The sequence below is a fragment of the Pengzhenrongella frigida genome (assembly GCF_004168625.1).
GTDB classification, from domain to species: domain Bacteria; phylum Actinomycetota; class Actinomycetes; order Actinomycetales; family Cellulomonadaceae; genus Pengzhenrongella; species Pengzhenrongella frigida.
Genome location: NZ_SDWW01000001.1, coordinates 172,213 through 190,642, shown reverse-complemented (window position 1 = coordinate 190,642; position 18,430 = coordinate 172,213). Strand labels below are relative to the sequence as shown.

Genomic DNA, 18,430 nt, shown 5'->3' with positions numbered 1-18,430 from the left:
CCGCCAACACTCTCACCCGATTCGGCATGTCCCAGAGCATAGCGAACACATCAGAAACTTATGTGACACGCCACTAGGAGCTTTCCCGAGCCATCCGCGCCACCTGGCGAGCCTGGTCGGCCATGGTGTCGAGGAAGCCTCGATCTTTGGACCATGCGCCACACGCCGGCGTCCTGTCCGTCGCGCACGTCTGCGCCGAGACGGCGATGGGCGGCAAGGATGCCGTCGGCATCGATCCGGCGGGTCCTGGTTCGGCTCGAACCCCACCAATCCAGGTTGGCCCAGTGCAGGTGTGCCTTTCGCAATGACGTCACGGCGTCACCCCGTGCCACGAATGCGCGAGGCTACGCACCCTGCGCAGTTGATCCCCGCACGACGAGCCGACACGGCATCAGCTCGACGCCCACCGTCGACTTGCCGTCGAGCGCATCGAAGACACGCTGCGCGGCGCGCCGTCCGAGCGTCTCGAAGTTCATGTCGATGCTCGTCAGGGGCGGGCGGGCCCCCGAGGTCAGGATCTCCCAGTTGTCGAAGCCCATCACGGAGACCCGAGCGGGGACGTCGATCCCGCGGTCTCGCAGGACGTCGAGCGTCCCGCGGGCGATCAGGTCGCTTCCGCACAAGATCGCGTCGAGGTCTGAGACCTGGTCCAGGAGGGAGTGCGTCGCGGCGCGGCCCCACGCCTCGGTCCAGTCCCCGAACCGGACCCGGTCGCCGGCCAGCTCAAGTCCGGCGGCCTCCAGGGCGGCGAGCGCGCCGGTCGCGCGGTCGCGAGCTGCCGCGTAGCGGACGTCACCGGAGATGTGCCCGATCCTGCGTTTGCCGGTGGCCACCAGGTGTTCGATCGCGAGGGTCCCGGCATGGACGTTGTCCGGGACGACCGAGCAGTCCTGCTCATCGGTGGAGGGTGCGTAGGCGTAGACGGTCGGCACCGGAAGGTCGAGACCGAGCGTGGCGCGGGGGTCCGTGTTGCTGCCCACGACGATCAGGCCATCGACCCGGCGCCCGAGGAGGGCCCGGATGTGGTGCTGCTCGCGGATGGCGTCATCGCGCGCGTCGCACAGGAAGACCGACATCTTCCCGGCCCCGAACGCGTCTTCGGCGCCCATGAGGATCGGCAGGCTGAACCGCCCCTCGAGGTCGTTCGTCAGCAGGCCGACGGTGCCGGTCTGCCCGGCGAGGATCGCCTGCGCGAGGGTGTTCGGGGTGAAGGAGATGCGCTCGGCCGCCTCGGTGACCCGGCGACGGGTGTCGGGGTGGACGTTCGCGCGTCCGTTGAGCGCCTTGGATGCGGTGGCGACCGACACCCCCGCCAGCGTGGCCACATCCCGGAGAGTCGCGGCTCTGGGCCGTGCATTGGCGCTCTCGATCCCACTCATGGAGCTCCCTCAGGTCACAGCAAGATTACGAAACCGTTGGCACATCGTAGTGCTGTTGACCGAAGTATCCATACGGTGCTAGCGTCCTGAAAACGGTTTCGGCGGGTTTCGGTACGACGGCGGCATCACGGCTGATGCCACCGTCGCACACGCCCGCCAGAGCGACCAGCACGGCACGGCAGCGGTTGCCTTTTCCATCAACGAGGATCGAAGCACGGCGACGACGCCGAGCCCATCCGGTCCGTCGCCAGAGAACCCACCTGAGGAGTCCTGTTGAGAATCACCAGCATCCGGGGCATGCGGCAGCACGCCGGTCCCCGCACTCGTCGTGTTCGGCCGCTCGCGCTGACGGCTGTCGCCATGGCCGGCGTCCTCGCCCTGGCCGCCTGTTCGGGCGGCTCGGACAGCGAGAACGCCGCCGGCGACGCGAGCGCCAGCGGCGGTGACAGCGGCACCCTCACCGTCTGGCACTACTTCAGTGACGCGAACCAGGTCAAGCTCATGGACGAGTTCGCGGCGAAGTTCGAGTCCACCCACGCGGACGTCACGGTCGAGAACGTCTTCGTCCCGTACGACCAGCTCAACTCGAAGCTCATCTCGGCGGCCGGCGCGGAGACCGGTCCCGACGTCGTCGTGTTCAACGGTGCCGAGGCCGCCACGCTCGCCCTCGGTGGCGCCCTTGCCCCGATCGACGACCAGTGGGCCGCCTTCGCCGACGCCGCGCAGTTCCCCGACTCGGTGATCCACAAGATCGATGGCAAGACCTACGCGGTCCAGGGCTACGTGAACCTGCTGGGCCTCTGGTACAACGCCGACATCCTCGAGGAGATCGGGGTCCAGCCGCCCACGACGCTCGACGAGCTCGAGGCGGCGATGGCCGCCGCCAAGGACGCGGGCTACGGGGGCATCACGCTCAGCGGGCTGCCGCAGTCGCAGGGCGAGTGGCAGGCCTACCCGTGGCTGTCGGCCGCCGGGTTCGACTACACCGATCCCGACGCCAAGTCGCTCGAGACCGCGCTGACCCGCGCGCGCAGCTGGGTCGAGAACGGTTGGCTCTCGCAGGAGGCGGTGACCTGGGACCAGACGGTCCCGTTCCAGCAGTTCGCGGCCGGCAAGGTCGCGTTCGCCGAGAACGGCAACTGGCAGATGGGCACCGCCAAGTCCGATGCCAAGTTCGCCTACGGCGTGGCGCCGCTCCCGCTCGGAGACGACGGTCAGGTCTACCTCGGCGGCGAGGGTGAAGGCATCGGAGCGTTCAGCGAGAACCCCGAGCTGGCGTGGGAGTACCTGAGCGAGACGTACTTCGACAAGGACGGCCAGATCCTGCCGGTCACCCTGGTCGGCTCCATCCCGTCCCGGCTCGACTCGGCCCAGAACGACGCCGTCGGCAGCGACGCGCTGCTCAAGCCGTTCGCGGAGTCCATCGCGCAGTTCGGCGCCAACTACCCGGCCGCCGTCATCCCGCCCGAGGCGGTCGCCGACGTCCAGCTCACCGTCGGCCAGGCCTGGAGCGCCGCCCTGAGCGGTCAGAGCTCACCGGCCGACGCCGCCGCGACCGCCATGGCGGCGCTGCAGAAGCTGCTGGGCTGACCTCAGCCCGGCACTCGGCGCGCCTCGGCGTCCGCCGGCGCCAGAAGTCACTTCGACGAGAAAGATCCTCGACATGACAGCACAGCTGGCGCCGGCGGCCGCCCCGCACACCGCCCCCGTACCCCGGTCGCGCCGGGCCCGACGCCGACCACCCCAGGTCCGGCTGCTCTTCCTCGTGCCGGCCGTGGTGTTCCTCGGCCTGTTCAGCTTCTTCCCGCTCGTCCAGCTCCTGCGGATGAGCGTGAGCAAGGTGACCGCGGCGACCCTGAACGGGACGTGGGACTTCGTCGGGCTCGACAACTTCACCGCCGGGTTCTCCTCGGGGCAGAGCACCGAAGCGCTCTACCGCACGGGAGTCTTCGTCCTCGTGGTGACGATCTTGGGCATGGTCGGCGGGCTCGCCGCGGCCATCGCGCTGCGCACCACGGGCCGGTGGTCCGGCTTCCTGCTCGCCCTCATGGTCTTCGTGTGGGCGCTGCCACCCGTCGTGAACGGCAGCGTGTGGAAGTTCCTGCTCGGAGACTCGGGGCTGTTCAACACGCTCCTGCTCACCAGCGGGCTGCGGGACACGCCGCTGCCGTTCCTCTACGACCAGTACTGGGCCCTGATGTCCGTGGCGTTCGTCAACGCGTTCGTCGTGATCCCGTTCAACGCCCTGGTCTTCCGCGCCGCGCTGATGAACATCTCGCCCGAGACCTTCGAGGCGGCCGCCCTCGACGGCGCCAGCAAGTGGCAGGAGATCCGCCACATCATGCTCCCGTCGGTCCGGCCGACCACGCTCGTGCTCCTCGTCCTGACGATCGTCTACGGCTTCCGCAGCTTCGACTTCATCTACGTGATGACCTACGGCGGCCCGGGCACGGCCACCAACACCCTGCCGTTCCTGGGCTACCTCCAGGCCTTCGTCCGCTATGACTTCGGGCTCGGCTCGGCCACGTCCGTCGTGGCTGTCATCGGTGTCCTGGTCCTGGCCGCCGTGTACGCCCGAAGCATCCGCCGAGAGGAGTCGGAGTCGTGAAGCAGACCGCGGGTCCCGCCACCACCGCCATCAAGGCGCTGCTGACCCTCATGTACGGGGTCCCGATCCTGTGGATCGTGCTCACCTCGTTCAAGAGCTCGGCCGACGTCTTCGGATTGCAGTCGTCCTTCGCGTTCCGCCCCGTCACCACGGCCTACGTCGAGGCGTTCGACGGCGCACTGCTGACCGCGCTGCGCCAGTCCCTGCTCATCTCCACCGGCACCACCGCGCTCACCCTGCTCGTGGCGGTCCCGGCCGCCTACGGCCTGGCCCGCACCACCGGCCGCATCAGCACGATCGGCCTGAGCCTGCTCATCGTGCTGCAGATGATGCCGCAGACCGCCACGGTCATCCCCATGTTCCAGATCTTCGGGAACTGGAAGCTGCTCGACTCCACGCTGGGCGTCATCATCGCCGACACCGCGCTGCTCATCCCGTTCGCGACGCTGCTGCTGCGCCCGTTCTTCCGCGCCGTGCCGCCCCAGCTCGAGGAGGCCGCGTCGATCGACGGCGCCTCGATCCTGCGGGCGTTCTTCTCGATCGTCCTGCCGGTGGCCCGCAACGGGGTGTTCACCGTCGGGACCCTGGTCTTCCTGCTCTCGTGGGGGGAGTTCCTGTACGCGGTGAACTTCTTCCTCGCCCCCGGCAGCTACCCGCTGAGCGCCCTGCTCGCCCAACAGGTCTCCGCCTTTGGCATCAACTGGCCCGGCCTCATGGCGCTCGCCGTCCTGACGTCCATCCCGATCCTCATCGTCTTCACCGGGACGTACCGCCTGCTGCGTGACGGCCTCACCGTCGGCGCGGTCAAGTGAGTCCACCGCTCACCCCGAACCCGTTGCGCCCGCATCCCGTGCACCGCACTGATCAGGAGATCCCCATGCCTGCCACCGTCCATGCCGAGTCCCGACCGGGACTTCTGATCCCCGCCGACCGCACCGATCGCGGCCGGCCCGTCGCCCCGTCGACCGGTCACTGGCGCCCGCTCGGCCTCGGCGAGGTGAGCATCGACGACGGCTTCTGGGCCGACCTGCAGGCCCTCAACGCCACCACGATGCTGGCGCACTGCGAGGCCTGGATCGAGACCATGGGGTGGAGCGGCAACTTCGACGCCGCCCTCGAGGGACGACTGCCCCAGGACCGGCGCGGCCGCGAGTTCTCCGACTCGGAGATCTACAAGCTGCTCGAGGCGATGTCCTGGGAGGTGGGGCGCACCGGCGACCAGGGGCTCGACGCCCGGCTGCGGTCCCTGGTCGCCCGGGTCGCGGCCGCACAGGAGCCCGACGGCTACCTCAACACCCGGTTCGGCCGCCCCGGCCAGGCCCCCCGTTACAGCGACCTGCAGTGGGGGCACGAGCTGTACTGCTTCGGCCACCTCATCCAGGCGGGGGTCGCACGGGCGCGCACCCACGGCGACGACGAGCTCGTGCGGATCGCCGTGCGGGCCGCCGACCACGTGTGCGCCACCTTCGGCGCCGACGCCCACCAGGGCGTCTGCGGGCACCCCGAGATCGAGGTCGCCCTCGTCGAGCTGTACCGGCTCACCGGCGAGCACCGCTACCTCGACCAGGCGCGCCTGTTCATCGAGCGCCGTGGGCACGGCGTGCTCGGCGACATCGAGTTCGGCCCGGAGTACTTCCAGGACGACCAGCCCGTCCGCCAGACCACCGTCATGGCCGGGCATGCCGTCCGTGCCCTCTACCTCGCCGCCGCCGCCGCCGACCTCGCCGTCGAGGACCACGACGGCGAGCTGCTCGCCACGATCACCCGCCAGACCGCCACCACCCTGGCCCGACGGACCTACCTCACCGGCGGCATGGGCGCGCACCACGAGGGGGAGTCCTTCGGGCAGGACTTCGAGCTGCCGCCGGACCGGGCCTACTCCGAGACCTGCGCCGGCGTCGCCTCGGTCATGCTCAACCACCGGCTGCTCCTGGCCACCGGCGACCCGCTGCACGCGGACGCCGTCGAACGCACCCTGTACAACGTGGTCGCCACCTCCCCGGCCCGCGACGGCAACGCGTTCTACTACACCAACACCCTGCACCAACGCAGCCCCGGCAGCGTCCCGCGGGCCGACGTCGCCAGCGCCCGGGCCTCCTCCAGCCTGCGGGCACCCTGGTTCGAGGTCTCGTGCTGCCCGACGAACGTGACCCGCACGGTCGCCTCCCTCGCGGCCTACCTCGCCACGGCCGACGACGACGGCGTCCAGATCCACCAGTACGCGGGCTCCACCATCGCGACCCGGATCGGCGCCCGGGGTGAGGTCGCCCTGCGGGTGGCGACGGCCTACCCGGACCACGGGAGCGTGCAGGTCACGGTGCTCCGCAGCCCCGAGGCGCCCTGGACCCTCACCCTCCGGGTGCCGGCCTGGGCCGCGGGCGCCGAGCTGACCGTGGGCGGGATCACCCGGACCGTGGAACCCGGCTACGCGATGGTCACCCAGGCCTTCGCGGTCGGCGACGTCGTGCTGCTGCACCTGCCCGTCGCGCCGCGGTGGACCCTGCCGGACCCGCGGATCGACGCGCTCCGCGGGCAGGTCGCCGTCGAACGCGGCCCGATCGTGCTGTGCCTGGAGTCCACCGACCTCGGCGCCACCGTCAACACCGTGCACACCCGGACCGCCGGCCCGCCGGTCGAGCACGACGGCGTCGTGCACGTCCCCGCCGCGACGCGCGAGCCGCGGGACGGTTCCTGGCCGTACCAGAGCGCGCCCCAGGACACCGTCCAGCCCGACGGCCGCGACGTCGTCGACCACGGGCTCGTCCCGCTCGTGCCCTACCACCGGTGGGCCAACCGCGGCCCGTCGACCATGCGGGTGTGGATCCCCGTGGCCGACTGACCGGCCTCGAGCTCGACCACCGCCCATCCGTTCGCCCCGCGGCGAAGGTCGCCGCACCACCCTCAGGAGCCCACATGTCGTCCACCCGCGATCTGGCCGGAACCGTCGTCGCCCTCACCGGGGCCACCGCCGGGATCGGCCGGGAGACCGCCCGGCTGCTGGTCAAGGAGGGCGCCCGGGTGGCGCTGGGCGGGCGGCGCACCGACCGGCTCGACGAGCTCGTCCACGAGCTGGGCGCGGACAACGCCGTCGGCGTCACGATGGACGTCCGCTCACCCGCGGACAATGCGCGACTGGTCGCCGCCGCCGTCGACCGCTGGGGTCGCCTCGACTCCGTCATCCCCGGCGCGGGCATCGGCATGTACGGCGGGATCCTCGACCAGAGCGACGAGCAGCTCGCCACGATGATGGACACCAACTACGCCGGCACCGTCTGGACCGTCCGGGCGGCGCTGCCGCCGATGCTCGCGGCCGGCGGGGGAGACATCGTCATCATCTCGTCGGTCGCGGGGTTCCGCGGCGGCGCCGACGAAGCGGTGTACGCCGGGACGAAGCACGCTCAGGTCGGGCTCGCCGGGGCACTCGACCGCGAGCTCCGGGAGAGCGGCGTCCGGGTGACCCTCATCTGCCCCGCCGCCACCGCGACGGAGTTCGCCGTCGGCGCGGGGCGCACCGAGGCCGACCCCCGGTCTGCTGACTGGCTCCGCCCTGAGGACGTCGCCGCGGCGATCGTGACGACCCTGAGCCAGCCGCGCACCATGCGAACGTCCATCTGGACCATGTGGAGCATGGGTCAGGGGAGCTAGAGCGCGCGCCGGAGGCTTCCCTCGCCTCCGGCGCGTCTTCGACTCTCGAGGTCGCCGCTCTTCTGCGACCGCGACCGACTCCCTAGGCGTCCACGTTCTGGCGGATCGCCGCGGTGGCGTGGTCGGCAGCGAGCCACCCGGAGGTGAGAGCGAAACCGTTGGCCGAGCCGGGGATGGTCAGGATGTAGGACTCGCCGAACAGCCCGCCGGCGTCGCAGCCCACGGAGTACAAGCCCTCGATCGGCTTGCCGTCGGCGCCGATGACCTGCATGTTGTCGTTGATCTTGATGCCGCCCATGGTGACCATGATTCCCGGCTCCATCTTGATGGCGTAGAACGGGCCCTTCTCGACGGCCAGGAGGTACTTCGCCTTGTGGAACTTCGTGTCCTTGCCCGCGTGGCACAGGGTGTTGTACTCGGCGATCTCCGCTGCGAGCACCGCGGGGTCGACGCCGATCGCCGTCGCGAGGTCCTCGATCGTGTCGCCCTTGAAGGCGGACAGCCCGGCCTCGACGTCGGACTCGAGCTCGGTCGGAAGGTTCACGAGCTTCTCGCCGGTGCGCACGTAGATGCCCAGGCCCACCTCGCAGCCGTCGTCGACCAGGTGGTCGATCTGGGCCTGGTCGATGACCGACCAGTAGAACGAGCCCGGCAGCCCGGCGACGACGTCACCGGCGTTGCCGAAGTTCAGCCCGCAGATCTCGTTGGTGCACCGCCGGCCGTCGCGGTTGACCCAGAGGTAGGGCTGGAATCCCGCGGTGTTCGTGTGGGAGGTGACGGTCTTGCCCCGCATCAACGGCATGAGCAGCGTGGTCCCGATGGACTCGAAGGGCTGTGCGCCGACGTCGAACATCATGTTCAGGCCGTCGCCGGTGTTGCCGGGATTGCCGATGTTGATGATCTGGTCGCCGCAGCCGAACTTGGTGAACTTGTTCAGCATCTCCGGGTTGGACGCGTAGCCGCCGGTGCCGACGACGACCGCCTTGGCGCCGATCCGCACGGGCTGTCCGTCGGCGTCCTCGGCGACGACTCCGACGATCTTGCCGTCCTTCATCAGCATCTGCTTGGCCGACGTCTGCAGGAAGATCTCGACGCCCATGGAGCGGGCGCTCGCCTCGAGCAGGTCGATGACGTGCGCCACCTCGCCCTTCGGGATGTGCCAGGTGACGAGCTCGTCGGGCTGGTCGGGTGCCGTGGTGATGACCTCCTCGTAGACCGCGCCCTCGTTGCGCATCTTGACGATGGTCTTGTTCGCGTTCTCGACGAACCGCGACACCACGGACGCGTCGGCCCGCCAGTGGCTGTAGTCGATGTAGCCCTGGAAGGCCTCGTCCTTGGAGACGTGGATGCCGCGCTTCTCCTGCTCATCGGACTCGAAAGCGGCGTGCCCCTCGGCGAACGACGAGCTGCCGCCCAGGGTGGGCATCTTCTCCAGCACCGCCACCGTCAGCCCGTTGTGGCCGGCCTGGACGGCGCAGGACATGCCCGACCCACCGCCCCCGACCACCACGAGGTCGTACTCGACGTCGAACTCCTCGGTCAGTGCTTCGGTCATTTCTGCTTCTCCTGTTCGTTCCTGTCGGCGTGACGGCTGTGTCACGTGGTGCCCAGAGCGGCGACGAGGGCGGGGACGACCTCGTAGAGGTCACCGACGATGCCGAAGTCGGCGGTGCGGAAGATCGGCGCGTCCTTGTCGCTGTTGACCGCGACGACGACCTTCGCGTCGCGGATGCCCTCCATGTGCTGCGGTGCCCCCGAGATGCCGAGGGCCACGTACAACCGGGGTGCGATGTGCTGCCCGGACCGGCCGACGTACCGGTCCTTGCTGATCCAGCCCAGGTCGTCCGCCACGGGCATGGAGCAGCCGATCTCGGCGCCCAGCGCTGCGGCGAGCTCCTCGATGAGCGGGAGGTCGGCCTTCGACTTCACCCCCCGACCCACCGAGACGACCCGGGCGGCAGCACGCACGCCCGACGAGTCCCCGCCGGCCGGTTCGGTCCGGATGAGGCACAGGTCGGAGGCGGGGAGATCGGCCGGGATGGTCTCGATGGCTGCCGGTGACCCCACTGGCGCCTCGACGTCCTCGCCCGTGAAGACGATCGCGACCGGGGACGAGGTCTCGAGCGTCTCAATGACCGCGCCGCCGACGGCGGAACGCTGCACGACGAGATGGTCGCCGTCGGCCGCGAGGTCGACCACGGCCGGCAGCACGACCGAGCCGCGTCGGGCGGCGGCCGCGCCGAGGAGCACGCGGGCGGCAGGTGCCGTGCTGGAGATCAGGACCCGCGGTGCTGCCAGGACGACTGCTGCTGCGAGTCGGGCCGCATAGGCCTCCACGGGAATCTGAGCGTCTTGCTCCACCCAGACCACCGTGTCGGGGCCGGCGGCCGCAACCAGCTCCGCCAGCGCGCGGGAGCCCACCACCGCCGCGGTGACCGGCGTGCCGAGGCCTCGAGCGGCCGCGAGCATGGCCCCCACGTGCCGGGCGTCGGTCACGAGAACCCACGTGTCCATGCTCATAGGGACCTGCCTTCCATGGTGCTGACCTGGCTCGACGCGCCGTCGGGGGTGTTCACAAGGCGCCGTCCGCGCGGAGGGCTCCGACCAGCTGTTCGGCCGCGAGGGTCGGGTCCCCGTCGAACACGCGCACCGGTTTCGTCGCGGGGAGGTGGGAGCCCCGGTTCGAGACCGCGTCGGCCACGGTGATCCCGAGGTCCGCCAGCGTCATCTTGGTGAGGGGGCGCTTGCGGGCCGCGAGAAGCTCCTTCATCCCCGGTGCCGACTCCTCGGCGGACAGGGCCGCGACGCCCAGGACCGCCGGGGTGGCCAGCGACAGGACCTGGTGGTCGTCGCCGACCTTGCGGACGATCTCGAGCCGCCCGTCCCGCGCGGTGGCGGAGTCGATGCCGACCACGGCAGGCCAGCCCAGCAGGCCGGCGAGCGTGACGGGCACTCCGGGGTGCTGCTCGGAGTCGCCGATGACGATGACGTCGACGTTGCCGATCGCGCGGACCGCGGCGGCCAGGACCGCCGCCGTCTGGGCGTTGTCGGTGAGGGTCGGCGCATCGGTGACCGACACGGACTGTTCGACCCCACGGGCGAGCGCCCAGCTGGCGTCCCCGTCACCGATGGTCAGCCCAACGAGGGCGCCTCCGGTCGCGGCGGCGATGGCCTTGGCCGCCGAGAGCGCCGCGGGATCGTCCTCGCCTGCGGTCATCTTCGCGTTGCGCCAGTCGACGGAGCCGTCTTCCCGCACGGCGGCGCGCTCGCCGTCCCGCGCCCACTTGTACGCGATCACTGTCTTCATCTGGTCGTCGAGGCCCCTCTTGCCGTTCGTGCCCACGCCCGTTCACGGGCCGGCATTCACGCCGCTGTGGCTCTACGAACAGTCTTGTGAGGGTCTGGTACCTACCGACAGCACCTTCTGGATACACCGCGGTAGACCTTCGGATACCCGAGCCTTCAGTCGAAGAGGCCCTCGCGGACGCTGTACACGGCCACCTGCACCCGGTTCTTCATGTGCAGCTTGGTCATGACCCGGCCGAGGTGCTTCTTCACCGTTGCTTCGCTGAGGTGGAGATCCTGGGCGATCTCGTCATTGGAGAGGCCGTCCACGAGCAGTCGCAGCACGTCTCGCTCGCGGTGGGTCAACTGCTCGACCCGGAGCGGTCCGGCGGCGCTTCGTGCGTCGTTCTGGTTCCCGAACTCGGCCAGCACCTTGGCGGCGATGGTGCTCGACAGTGCGGCCTCGCCGCGCATCACGGCGACCAGGTAGTCGTGCAGGCGGTCGGCCGGCTCGTCTTTGCTCAGATAGCCGTGAGCGCCGTTGCGCAGGGCCTCGAACACGTCCTCGCCCAGGCTCGACATCGTGAGCATGACGACCCGGACCTGCGGGTTCTCGAAGGTGATGGTGCGGGTCGCGGCGACCCCTCCCATGCCTGCCATCCGGACATCCATGAGGATCAGCTGCGGCTGCAGTCGGCGCGCCGACTCGATGGCTTCGGCGCCGTCCGCCGCGCTCCCCACGACGTGGAAGTCGCTCCACCTGCTGATCAGCGCGGCCAGCCCGTCGCGGAAAAGGGCGTGGTCGTCGACGACGAGGACGGTCGTGCTGGCGGTCTCCACGTCAGGACCCCTCACGTGCGGGAATCGCCGCGGTGCGTCCGGCCACGTTCAGGGGCGCCTCGGCGACCAGGAGCGTGCCGCCGAGCGGCCCGGGCTCGATGGACAACGATCCGTCGATCTGCTGCATGCGCTCGAGCATGATGCGCAGGCCGAGCCGGGAGTCGGGGACGCTGTCGGGGTCGAACCCGCAGCCGTTGTCCTGGATCTCCAGGCGGATGCGCGTATGTGCCGGCAGCAGGCGCACGGTGACGCCCGATGCACGGGAGTGCATGTTCGCGTTGGAGAGCGCCTCTTGAAGCACTCGGACGAGCTGGGCTGCCACCGCCAGGGGAACCTTGTCGGCATCGCCCGGCCGCGGGCAGTCGAGCTCGACCGGGATGGCCAGCTGGCGCTCGAAGTCGTCGACCTGGCGACGAACCCGCTCGACGAAGGATCCGCTGATCAGCTCGCAGTCCGAGCGGAGTCCGAGCATCTGGTGCCGCAGGCTCCGCTTGAGCGCGGTCACGGTGTCGTCGAGCCGCCGGACGTCCTCGGCCAGGCGGTCGACGTTCGCCTCGGCGAGGTCGAGCTTCATCGCGCCCACGTGCAGGCCGAGGGTGGCGACCTGTTGCGACAGGTCGACATGGAGCTCATCGCTGAGCCGGCGGCGCTCCTCGAGGGCACCCAGCTCGCGTTCGCGCGCGCCCACCTGCCAGCGGTACAGCGCATTGCCGAGGATTCGACCGGCGGCCGCCAGGAACTCCTTCTTCGTCTGCGTGAGGACGAACTCACCGTCGAAGCTCAGGACGACCGCTCCGAGGTGCTTGCCGTCGGCGTGGATGGACACCACGACACCCGACGAGCCGAACCACTTCTTGAAGTTGGGGGGGAGCACCGCCCAGCCCTCGTGGTCAAGATGGTCAGCAGCCGAGACCGGCCACTCCCCGGGATTGATCCACGGTGCCCGGACGTGTTCGGATGCCGGCATCGTCGCGAACTCGTCGCCCAGGATCGCCCGCTGCTCGTCATCGGTGACCAGGTCGAGACGGGTCCCGGTGTCGTCGAGCAGGAACGACGGCGCGAGCCTGGCGCCGATCACGTCTTTGATGATTCGTACTGCCCGAAGATACGAGTCCGCGCGGTCGTGCGACCAGATCAAGGTGTCGTTTATCCGCACGAGCTCCGCGAGGTAGGAGCAGTCCGGTGCCATCTGCCAATCGTAGGTGGCCGAGTCTGGCCGCACGTGGGCCGTGCCCGCCGGGACCGCGGCGAGGTCAGGCGCCCTCAGGATGAGCGTCCGCGTCGTGGCGGCGGCCGGGGCGGCCCACCGCGGCCTCCGTCGCGAACTCTTCCTGCGTGGCGGCCCAGCTCGCCAGGAGGCGGAGCGCGTCGTCTGAGGGCGATCCGGCCGTGGCCGTGTAGATGGTGAGGTTGAGGCCGAGGTCGGCGGACAGGTCGAGCGCTTCGTACGTGAGATCGAGGTCGCCGACGACGGGGTGACGGAAGCTCTTCGCGCCGGCGGAATGCAGCCGGACATCGTGCTTGGCCCAGCGCTGCCGGAAGTCGGCGCTGCGGGTGGAGAGCTCGCCGACGAGGTCGTGGAGATCGCGGTCATGGGGGTCGCGGCCCGCTTCGGTGCGCATGATCGCGACGGCGACGTCTGCGGCGCCGTCCCAGTCGGGGTAAAACTGCTCGGATCGTTCGCGGTCGAGAAAGGTGTACCGGGCGAAGTTCGGCGGTCGCTGCGGGTCGAGGTAGGCGTCGGAGTAGAGCGCACGTCCGAGCGCGTTCGTGGCGATGAGGTCCATGCGGCCGTTGCGGACGATGGCGGGGCTGTTGATGATCGCGTCGAGGGTCTGCTGCAGCCCGGGGCGCACGTCGGTCTTGCGCGGGTTGCGGCGCGTGCGCCGGGTCGGCGAGGCGTTTGCGGCGCTCCACAGGTCGAGCAGGTGTGCCACCTCGGCGTTGTCGAGCTGGAGGGCGCGGGCGACGGAGTGCAGGACGGACTCGGAGACACCGGCGAGGTTGCCGCGTTCGAGCTTGGCGTAGTACTCGACGCTGATGTCGGCGAGGGTCGCGACCTCGCCGCGGCGCAGCCCGGGCACGCGCCGGTTCGATCCGGCGATCAGCCCCGTCCGCTCGGGTGTCAGCCTCGACCGTCGCGTGACCAGGAAGTCCCTGACCTCGTCCCGGTTGTCCATGGCGACCACGCTACGGGGCGTCGCGCGCCTGAGCGATGCACTGTCAGTACACGCTCCATCAGGGCGTTTCCCGTCGAGTGCGACCGCTGTTGACTCGTCTCGCACGGCGGTCTGCGGACCGCACCGATCCCTCATCTGGAGCTTCCTGTGCTCGCAACGATCATGTATGCCGCCGGCGACGTTCGCGTCGAAGATCGCCCGGACCCGACCATCCTCGAACCCACGGACGCGATCATCCGGGTCACCGCGGCGTGCGTGTGCGGCTCGGACCTGTGGCCCTTCCGCGGTGCCGACGCGGTGACCGAGCCCACCCCGATGGGACACGAGTACGTCGGCGTCGTCGAGCAGGTCGGCGACGCCGTCACGACCGTGAAGCCCGGTCAGTTCGTGATCGGCTCGTTCGTCGCGTCGGACAACTCCTGCCCGAACTGCCTCGCCGGCTATCAGGCGTCCTGCGTGCACCGCCAGTTCATGTCCGGCTCCCAGGCCGAGCTGCTGCGCGTCCCGCTCGCCGACGGCACCCTCGTGGCCACCCCGGGGATGCCCGATGCGGACCTCATCCCGAGCCTGCTCACCCTGTCCGACGTGATGGGGACCGGCTGGTTCGCCGCCGTCGCTGCGAACGTGCGGCCGGGCGGAACCGTCGCGGTCGTCGGCGACGGCGCGGTGGGGCTTCTCGGCATCCTCTCCGCGAAGCAGATGGGCGCCGGCCGCATCATCGCGATGAGCCGTCACGCGTCCCGGCAGGCGCTCGCCCGCGAGTTCGGCGCGACCAACATCGTCGACGAGCGCGGCGATGCGGGCGTGGCCCGGATCAAGGAGCTCACCGGTGGGCTCGGCGCGGACTCGGTCCTCGAGTGCGTCGGCACCCAGGAATCGATGATGCAGGCCATCCGCTCGACCCGTCCCGGCGGATCCGTCGGCTACGTCGGCGTGTCCCACGGTGTCGAGCTGCCCGGCCAGGAGCTCTTCTTCTCCCACGTGCACCTGCACGGCGGACCCGCCCCGGTGCGCCAGTACCTTCCCGAGCTCATCGACCTGGTGTGGACCCGCCAGATCGACCCGGGCAAGGTGTTCGACCTGACGCTTCCGCTCGTTGACGCGGCGGACGGCTACACGGCGATGGACGAGCGGCGCGCGATCAAGGTCCTTCTGCAGCCGTGACCTCGCTCGCCGACGGCACCGGCCACGGCGGCGCGATGGTCGTGACCATCGACCGCCCCGACAAGGCAACCGCCACCACCACAGGGAGCCCCCGGCTGCCGTGGGCGGCGCTGCTCGTGATGGCGCTGACCGGGTTCGTCCTCATCGCGACCGAGACGATGCCGGCGGGCCTGCTGCCGCAGATCGCCGCCGGCATGGGCGTCACCGAACCCGCCGTCGGGCAATACGTCAGCGCCTACGCCCTGGGCACCGTGATCGCCGCGATCCCGGCGATCACCCTCACCCGCGGCCTGCGCCGCAAGCCGCTGCTGCTGCTCGGGCTCACGGGTTTCCTGGTCGCGAACACGATCACCGCGTTCTCGCCCGATCTCGTGCTGTCGCTGGCGACCCGGTTCCTGGCCGGGGCGTTCTCCGGGCTGATGTGGGGCATGCTCGCCGGCTACGCCCGCCGCATCACCGCGCCGGACCTTGCCGGCCGGGCGCTGTCGATCGCGTCGCTCGGCACCCCGATCGGACTCGCGGTCGGCACACCGTTCGGCTCTTGGCTCGGTACGACGTTCGACTGGCGCTGGTCGTTCGGCGCGCTGTCGATCCTGACCCTGGTCACGCTCGCGCTGATCGTGACGCTCGTGCCGGACGCGCCCGGTCAGCGCGCCGAGACGCGGATGCCGCTCCATCGCGTGGCCACGCTCCCGGGGGTCGCGGCGATCCTCGCGGTGATCTTCGTGTGGATGCTCGCGCACAACACCGTCTACACCTACATCTCGGCCTACCTCCGCACGGCAGACGTGGGCCTCACGGTGGACACCGCGCTCGTCGTCTTCGGTGTCGCCGCGCTCGTCGGGATCTGGATCACCGGGGCCGTCGTCGATCGCGCCCTGCGCCCGCTCGTGCTCGCCAGCATCGGCTTGTTCGCGGTCGCGGGCGGTGTGTTCCTCCTCGGGCACGATTCCCTGACAGCGGTGCTGATCGCGATCACGCTCTGGGGTGTGGCGTTCGGCGGCGCGGCCGCGCAGGTGCAGACCGCGATCGGTGACGCGAGCGGGGAGAACGCCGACGTCGCCAACGCACTCGTGGGCGTCTCGTTCAACCTCGCGATCTTCACCGCCGGCGTTGTCGGCGCTCTGCTCATCAGCGGTGGCGACGGGCTCGTGCTCCCGACCGCGATGATCGGACTCGCGCTCGTCGCCCTCTCGATCGCGGCCGTGGCTCGACGCTCGGCGTTCCCGGCGGGCAGATGAAGCCCCCACCGGTCCGCGCCGCACGACGCCGTCTGCGGCCGGCCGCCCCGAGCGATCCCTGCTCGACCAGCTACCGCTGACCTTGCCGCTCCAGGACTTCGGGCAGCAGGAGAAGACCAGCACCCTCCCGCACCCGCTCTCGATGGACGAGATGCCCGCGGGTGACGACCCCGCACCGCTCGACATCGGCTGCTCGCGCGGTGAAGGAGCGGGGCGTCAGGCGACCAGCGCCACCCCGGTACGACGGCGGGCGACGTCGAGGAGCACGAGCACCGCCCCCACGACGCCCCACAGCGTGAGCGCGATCAGGGCGGGCCCGGCGGAGCCGACGCCGATCACGGCAAGGAGCAGGTCACGTGCCGGGCCGGTGGGCAGCAGGCCGGCGGCGGACTCGAACGCGGCCGGGGCCGTCGACGCCGTCCCCACGACGAGCGCGATGACGGCCACCACCACGGCGAGCATGCGCCCGGTGCCCCCCAGCAGGGCCGCGAGGCCCTCGTTGACGAGGGCGAAGACCACGCCGATCGCGACGCACGCGGTGACCAGGCTCCCGAGCGAGCGTGATCCCGCGTCGAGGAAGCCGACGAGCGCCACGGCGACGAGCACCCCCTGGCCCGCGCCGATCGCCGCGACCGGCCACGCCGACCGCCAGGCCAACGACGGCGACGACTCAGCGGTGAGCAGTCGACTGCTCGGCAGCGCTCGATGGGCCAGCGCGATGACGATCCCCCCGACCCAGAGCGCGATGACGGCGAACAGCGGCACCGACTGGGTGCCGGTCGCCGGGAGCCCGACGGCGGCATCGACGGGCTGCGCGACGACCGAGGAGAGCGTGGTGATGTCCGTGCTGCTGTAGGTGGGGATCTGCGCGACGGCCTGCCCGAGGCCGCTCGACAACGAGGCCGCGCCCTGGTCGACGCTCTCGGCGCCGGACGCCACGCCGTCGGCGCCCTCGGCGACGGCAGCACCGCCGGACGCCAACGAGGCCGCTCCGTCTGCGAGTTCCGCGGCGCCGGAGGACGCGCTGTCGAGACCGTCGACGAGCCCGGGCATCCTCGCCGCGAGGCGCCCGTTGCCCGCGGCGACGGCGTCCGCTCCTGAGGCCAGCGCCGCGACGTCGGCGTAGGCGGTCTGGAGCCGAGCGAGCGAGATGGTCGCCCGGTCGCAGAGGGGACCGGGCTGCTCGCAGACCGCCGCGACCACCTCGGCGAGCTCCTGCGTCACCGACGACAGGGCGGCGGCACGGGCGTCGAGCGCCGACGCCACCTGGGCGGCTCCGGTCGCGAGCTGGGCGGCCTGCTCGGGCAGCCGCCCCTGCACCGAAGCGTCGAGCTGGGTGAGTCCGGCCGCGAGCGAACTCGCTCCGTTCTGCAGGGAGTCCAGGCCTGCGGAGAGCTCGTCGGCGCCGACGGCGAGCTGATCCGCGCCCTCGGCGAGCGACGAGGCGCCGGACGCGAGCTGGGCGGCGCCGTCGGCCGCCTGCGCGATCGACGAGCTGAGCTGGTTGAACCCCTGGTAGACGTTCGACAGGTAGCGCTCGGTGAGGTTGCTGTTGAGGGTCGCGACCGCTGCCTGCACCGCGAGCTGGGTCAGGGCGGGGTCGAGGAAGGCCGTCGCGGGGGTCGTCGTGACCTCGACGGTGGCCTTGACGGCGCTGGCGGCGGGACCGGAGATCGACGTGGCCGAGGCGGAGAAGGAGGACGGGATCGTGACCACGGCCGCGTACGTTCCGGCCGCCAGCCCCGCGGCGGCGTCCGCGTCGTTGGTGAGCACCCAGGTGACGTTCGGGCCCGTGGAGGTCGGCCCTGCTGTCGCGTCCGACCCGGGGTCCCCGGGCGCGCCGGCGCCGGCCTCGCCGCCGACGAGCCCCGCGGCCAGCTCCCGGCCGACGGGTACGGTCTGGCCGTTGATCGTGACCGGCGTGTCGTTGTTGACCACCGCGGCGGTCACCCGGTCGAGGTGCTTGACCGGGGCCGAGAGCCCCCACGCGAGCAGGACCCCCACCAGCAGGGGCACGGCGAGCAGCCCCAGCACCGCGAGGCCACCGAGGCGCTCCTCGCGTCTCGTCACCGACCGCGCTCGGCCGAC

General features: G+C 70.8%; 15 protein-coding genes and 1 pseudogene. 8 read left to right on the top strand and 8 right to left on the bottom strand.

What is annotated here, in order from left to right:
• Positions 1-344 precede the first annotated feature (344 nt).
• Positions 345-1,325 carry a LacI family DNA-binding transcriptional regulator gene (locus tag EUA98_RS00785; RefSeq protein WP_350339470.1) on the bottom strand — a complete coding sequence of 327 codons (981 nt, stop codon included), beginning with the start codon at positions 1,323-1,325 and terminating at the stop codon, positions 345-347.
• Between the two features lie 327 nt (positions 1,326-1,652).
• Between EUA98_RS00785 and EUA98_RS00780 the strand changes: the two genes are divergently transcribed.
• From EUA98_RS00780 to EUA98_RS00760, 5 genes are all read left to right on the top strand, one after another.
• Entirely contained in the window at positions 1,653-2,969 is a 1,317-nt protein-coding gene (locus EUA98_RS00780) for a sugar ABC transporter substrate-binding protein (RefSeq protein WP_130100746.1), read from the top strand.
• Between the two features lie 73 nt (positions 2,970-3,042).
• Complete coding sequence (locus EUA98_RS00775) at positions 3,043-3,987, top strand: carbohydrate ABC transporter permease (RefSeq protein ID WP_130100745.1); 945 nt, start codon at positions 3,043-3,045, stop codon at positions 3,985-3,987.
• On the top strand, positions 3,984-4,799 hold the full coding sequence (locus EUA98_RS00770) for a carbohydrate ABC transporter permease (protein WP_130100744.1): 816 nt from the start codon (positions 3,984-3,986) through the stop codon (positions 4,797-4,799). The genes EUA98_RS00775 and EUA98_RS00770 overlap by 4 nt, the downstream gene beginning before the upstream one ends.
• A 65-nt stretch (positions 4,800-4,864) precedes the next feature.
• Positions 4,865-6,826 (top strand): glycoside hydrolase family 127 protein, encoded by a 1,962-nt coding sequence (locus EUA98_RS00765; protein WP_130100743.1) that lies wholly within the window; start codon positions 4,865-4,867, stop codon positions 6,824-6,826.
• A gap of 74 nt (positions 6,827-6,900) precedes the next feature.
• Positions 6,901-7,632 carry an SDR family oxidoreductase gene (locus EUA98_RS00760; RefSeq protein WP_130100742.1) on the top strand — a complete coding sequence of 244 codons (732 nt, stop codon included), beginning with the start codon at positions 6,901-6,903 and terminating at the stop codon, positions 7,630-7,632.
• Between the two features lie 82 nt (positions 7,633-7,714).
• On the opposite strand, the gene EUA98_RS00755 is transcribed toward EUA98_RS00760, so the two are convergent.
• From EUA98_RS00755 to EUA98_RS00730, 6 genes are all read right to left on the bottom strand, one after another.
• Complete coding sequence (locus tag EUA98_RS00755; RefSeq protein ID WP_207218915.1) at positions 7,715-9,187, bottom strand: FAD-dependent oxidoreductase; 1,473 nt, start codon at positions 9,185-9,187, stop codon at positions 7,715-7,717.
• 41 nt (positions 9,188-9,228) lie between these two features.
• Positions 9,229-10,152 (bottom strand): electron transfer flavoprotein subunit alpha/FixB family protein, encoded by a 924-nt coding sequence (locus tag EUA98_RS00750; RefSeq protein ID WP_130100741.1) that lies wholly within the window; start codon positions 10,150-10,152, stop codon positions 9,229-9,231.
• Positions 10,153-10,204: 52 nt separating this feature from the next.
• The gene (locus tag EUA98_RS00745; RefSeq protein WP_130100740.1) at positions 10,205-10,939 is read right to left on the bottom strand and encodes an electron transfer flavoprotein subunit alpha; all 735 of its coding nucleotides are present in this window, start codon (positions 10,937-10,939) and stop codon (positions 10,205-10,207) included.
• A gap of 155 nt (positions 10,940-11,094) precedes the next feature.
• A complete protein-coding gene (locus tag EUA98_RS00740; protein ID WP_165372669.1) occupies positions 11,095-11,757 on the bottom strand; it encodes a response regulator in 663 nt (220 codons plus the stop codon).
• Position 11,758: 1 nt separating this feature from the next.
• The gene (locus EUA98_RS00735) at positions 11,759-12,946 is read right to left on the bottom strand and encodes a sensor histidine kinase (RefSeq protein WP_130100738.1); all 1,188 of its coding nucleotides are present in this window, start codon (positions 12,944-12,946) and stop codon (positions 11,759-11,761) included.
• A 64-nt stretch (positions 12,947-13,010) separates the two neighbouring features.
• Positions 13,011-13,937, bottom strand: a complete 927-nt coding sequence (locus EUA98_RS00730; protein WP_130100737.1) for a helix-turn-helix transcriptional regulator — start codon at positions 13,935-13,937, stop codon at positions 13,011-13,013.
• A 162-nt stretch (positions 13,938-14,099) separates the two neighbouring features.
• On the opposite strand from EUA98_RS00730, the gene EUA98_RS00725 reads away from it, so the two are divergent.
• From EUA98_RS00725 to EUA98_RS20500, 3 genes and pseudogenes are all read left to right on the top strand, one after another.
• Positions 14,100-15,101: a zinc-dependent alcohol dehydrogenase family protein gene (locus EUA98_RS00725; RefSeq protein ID WP_434063461.1), complete on the top strand. Its 1,002-nt coding sequence runs from the start codon at positions 14,100-14,102 to the stop codon at positions 15,099-15,101.
• Positions 15,098-16,342, top strand: coding sequence for an MFS transporter (locus EUA98_RS00720; RefSeq protein ID WP_242511177.1), 1,245 nt, complete (start codon positions 15,098-15,100; stop codon positions 16,340-16,342). Before EUA98_RS00725 ends, EUA98_RS00720 begins: the two co-directional genes overlap by 4 nt.
• Before the next feature lie 58 nt (positions 16,343-16,400).
• Positions 16,401-16,526 (top strand): annotated as a pseudogene (locus EUA98_RS20500) (cyclophilin-like fold protein); the annotation flags it as partial.
• Between the two features lie 32 nt (positions 16,527-16,558).
• Here EUA98_RS20500 and EUA98_RS00715 read toward each other — a convergent pair.
• Entirely contained in the window at positions 16,559-18,412 is a 1,854-nt protein-coding gene (locus EUA98_RS00715) for a hypothetical protein (protein WP_165372668.1), read from the bottom strand.
• Positions 18,413-18,430 lie beyond the last annotated feature (18 nt).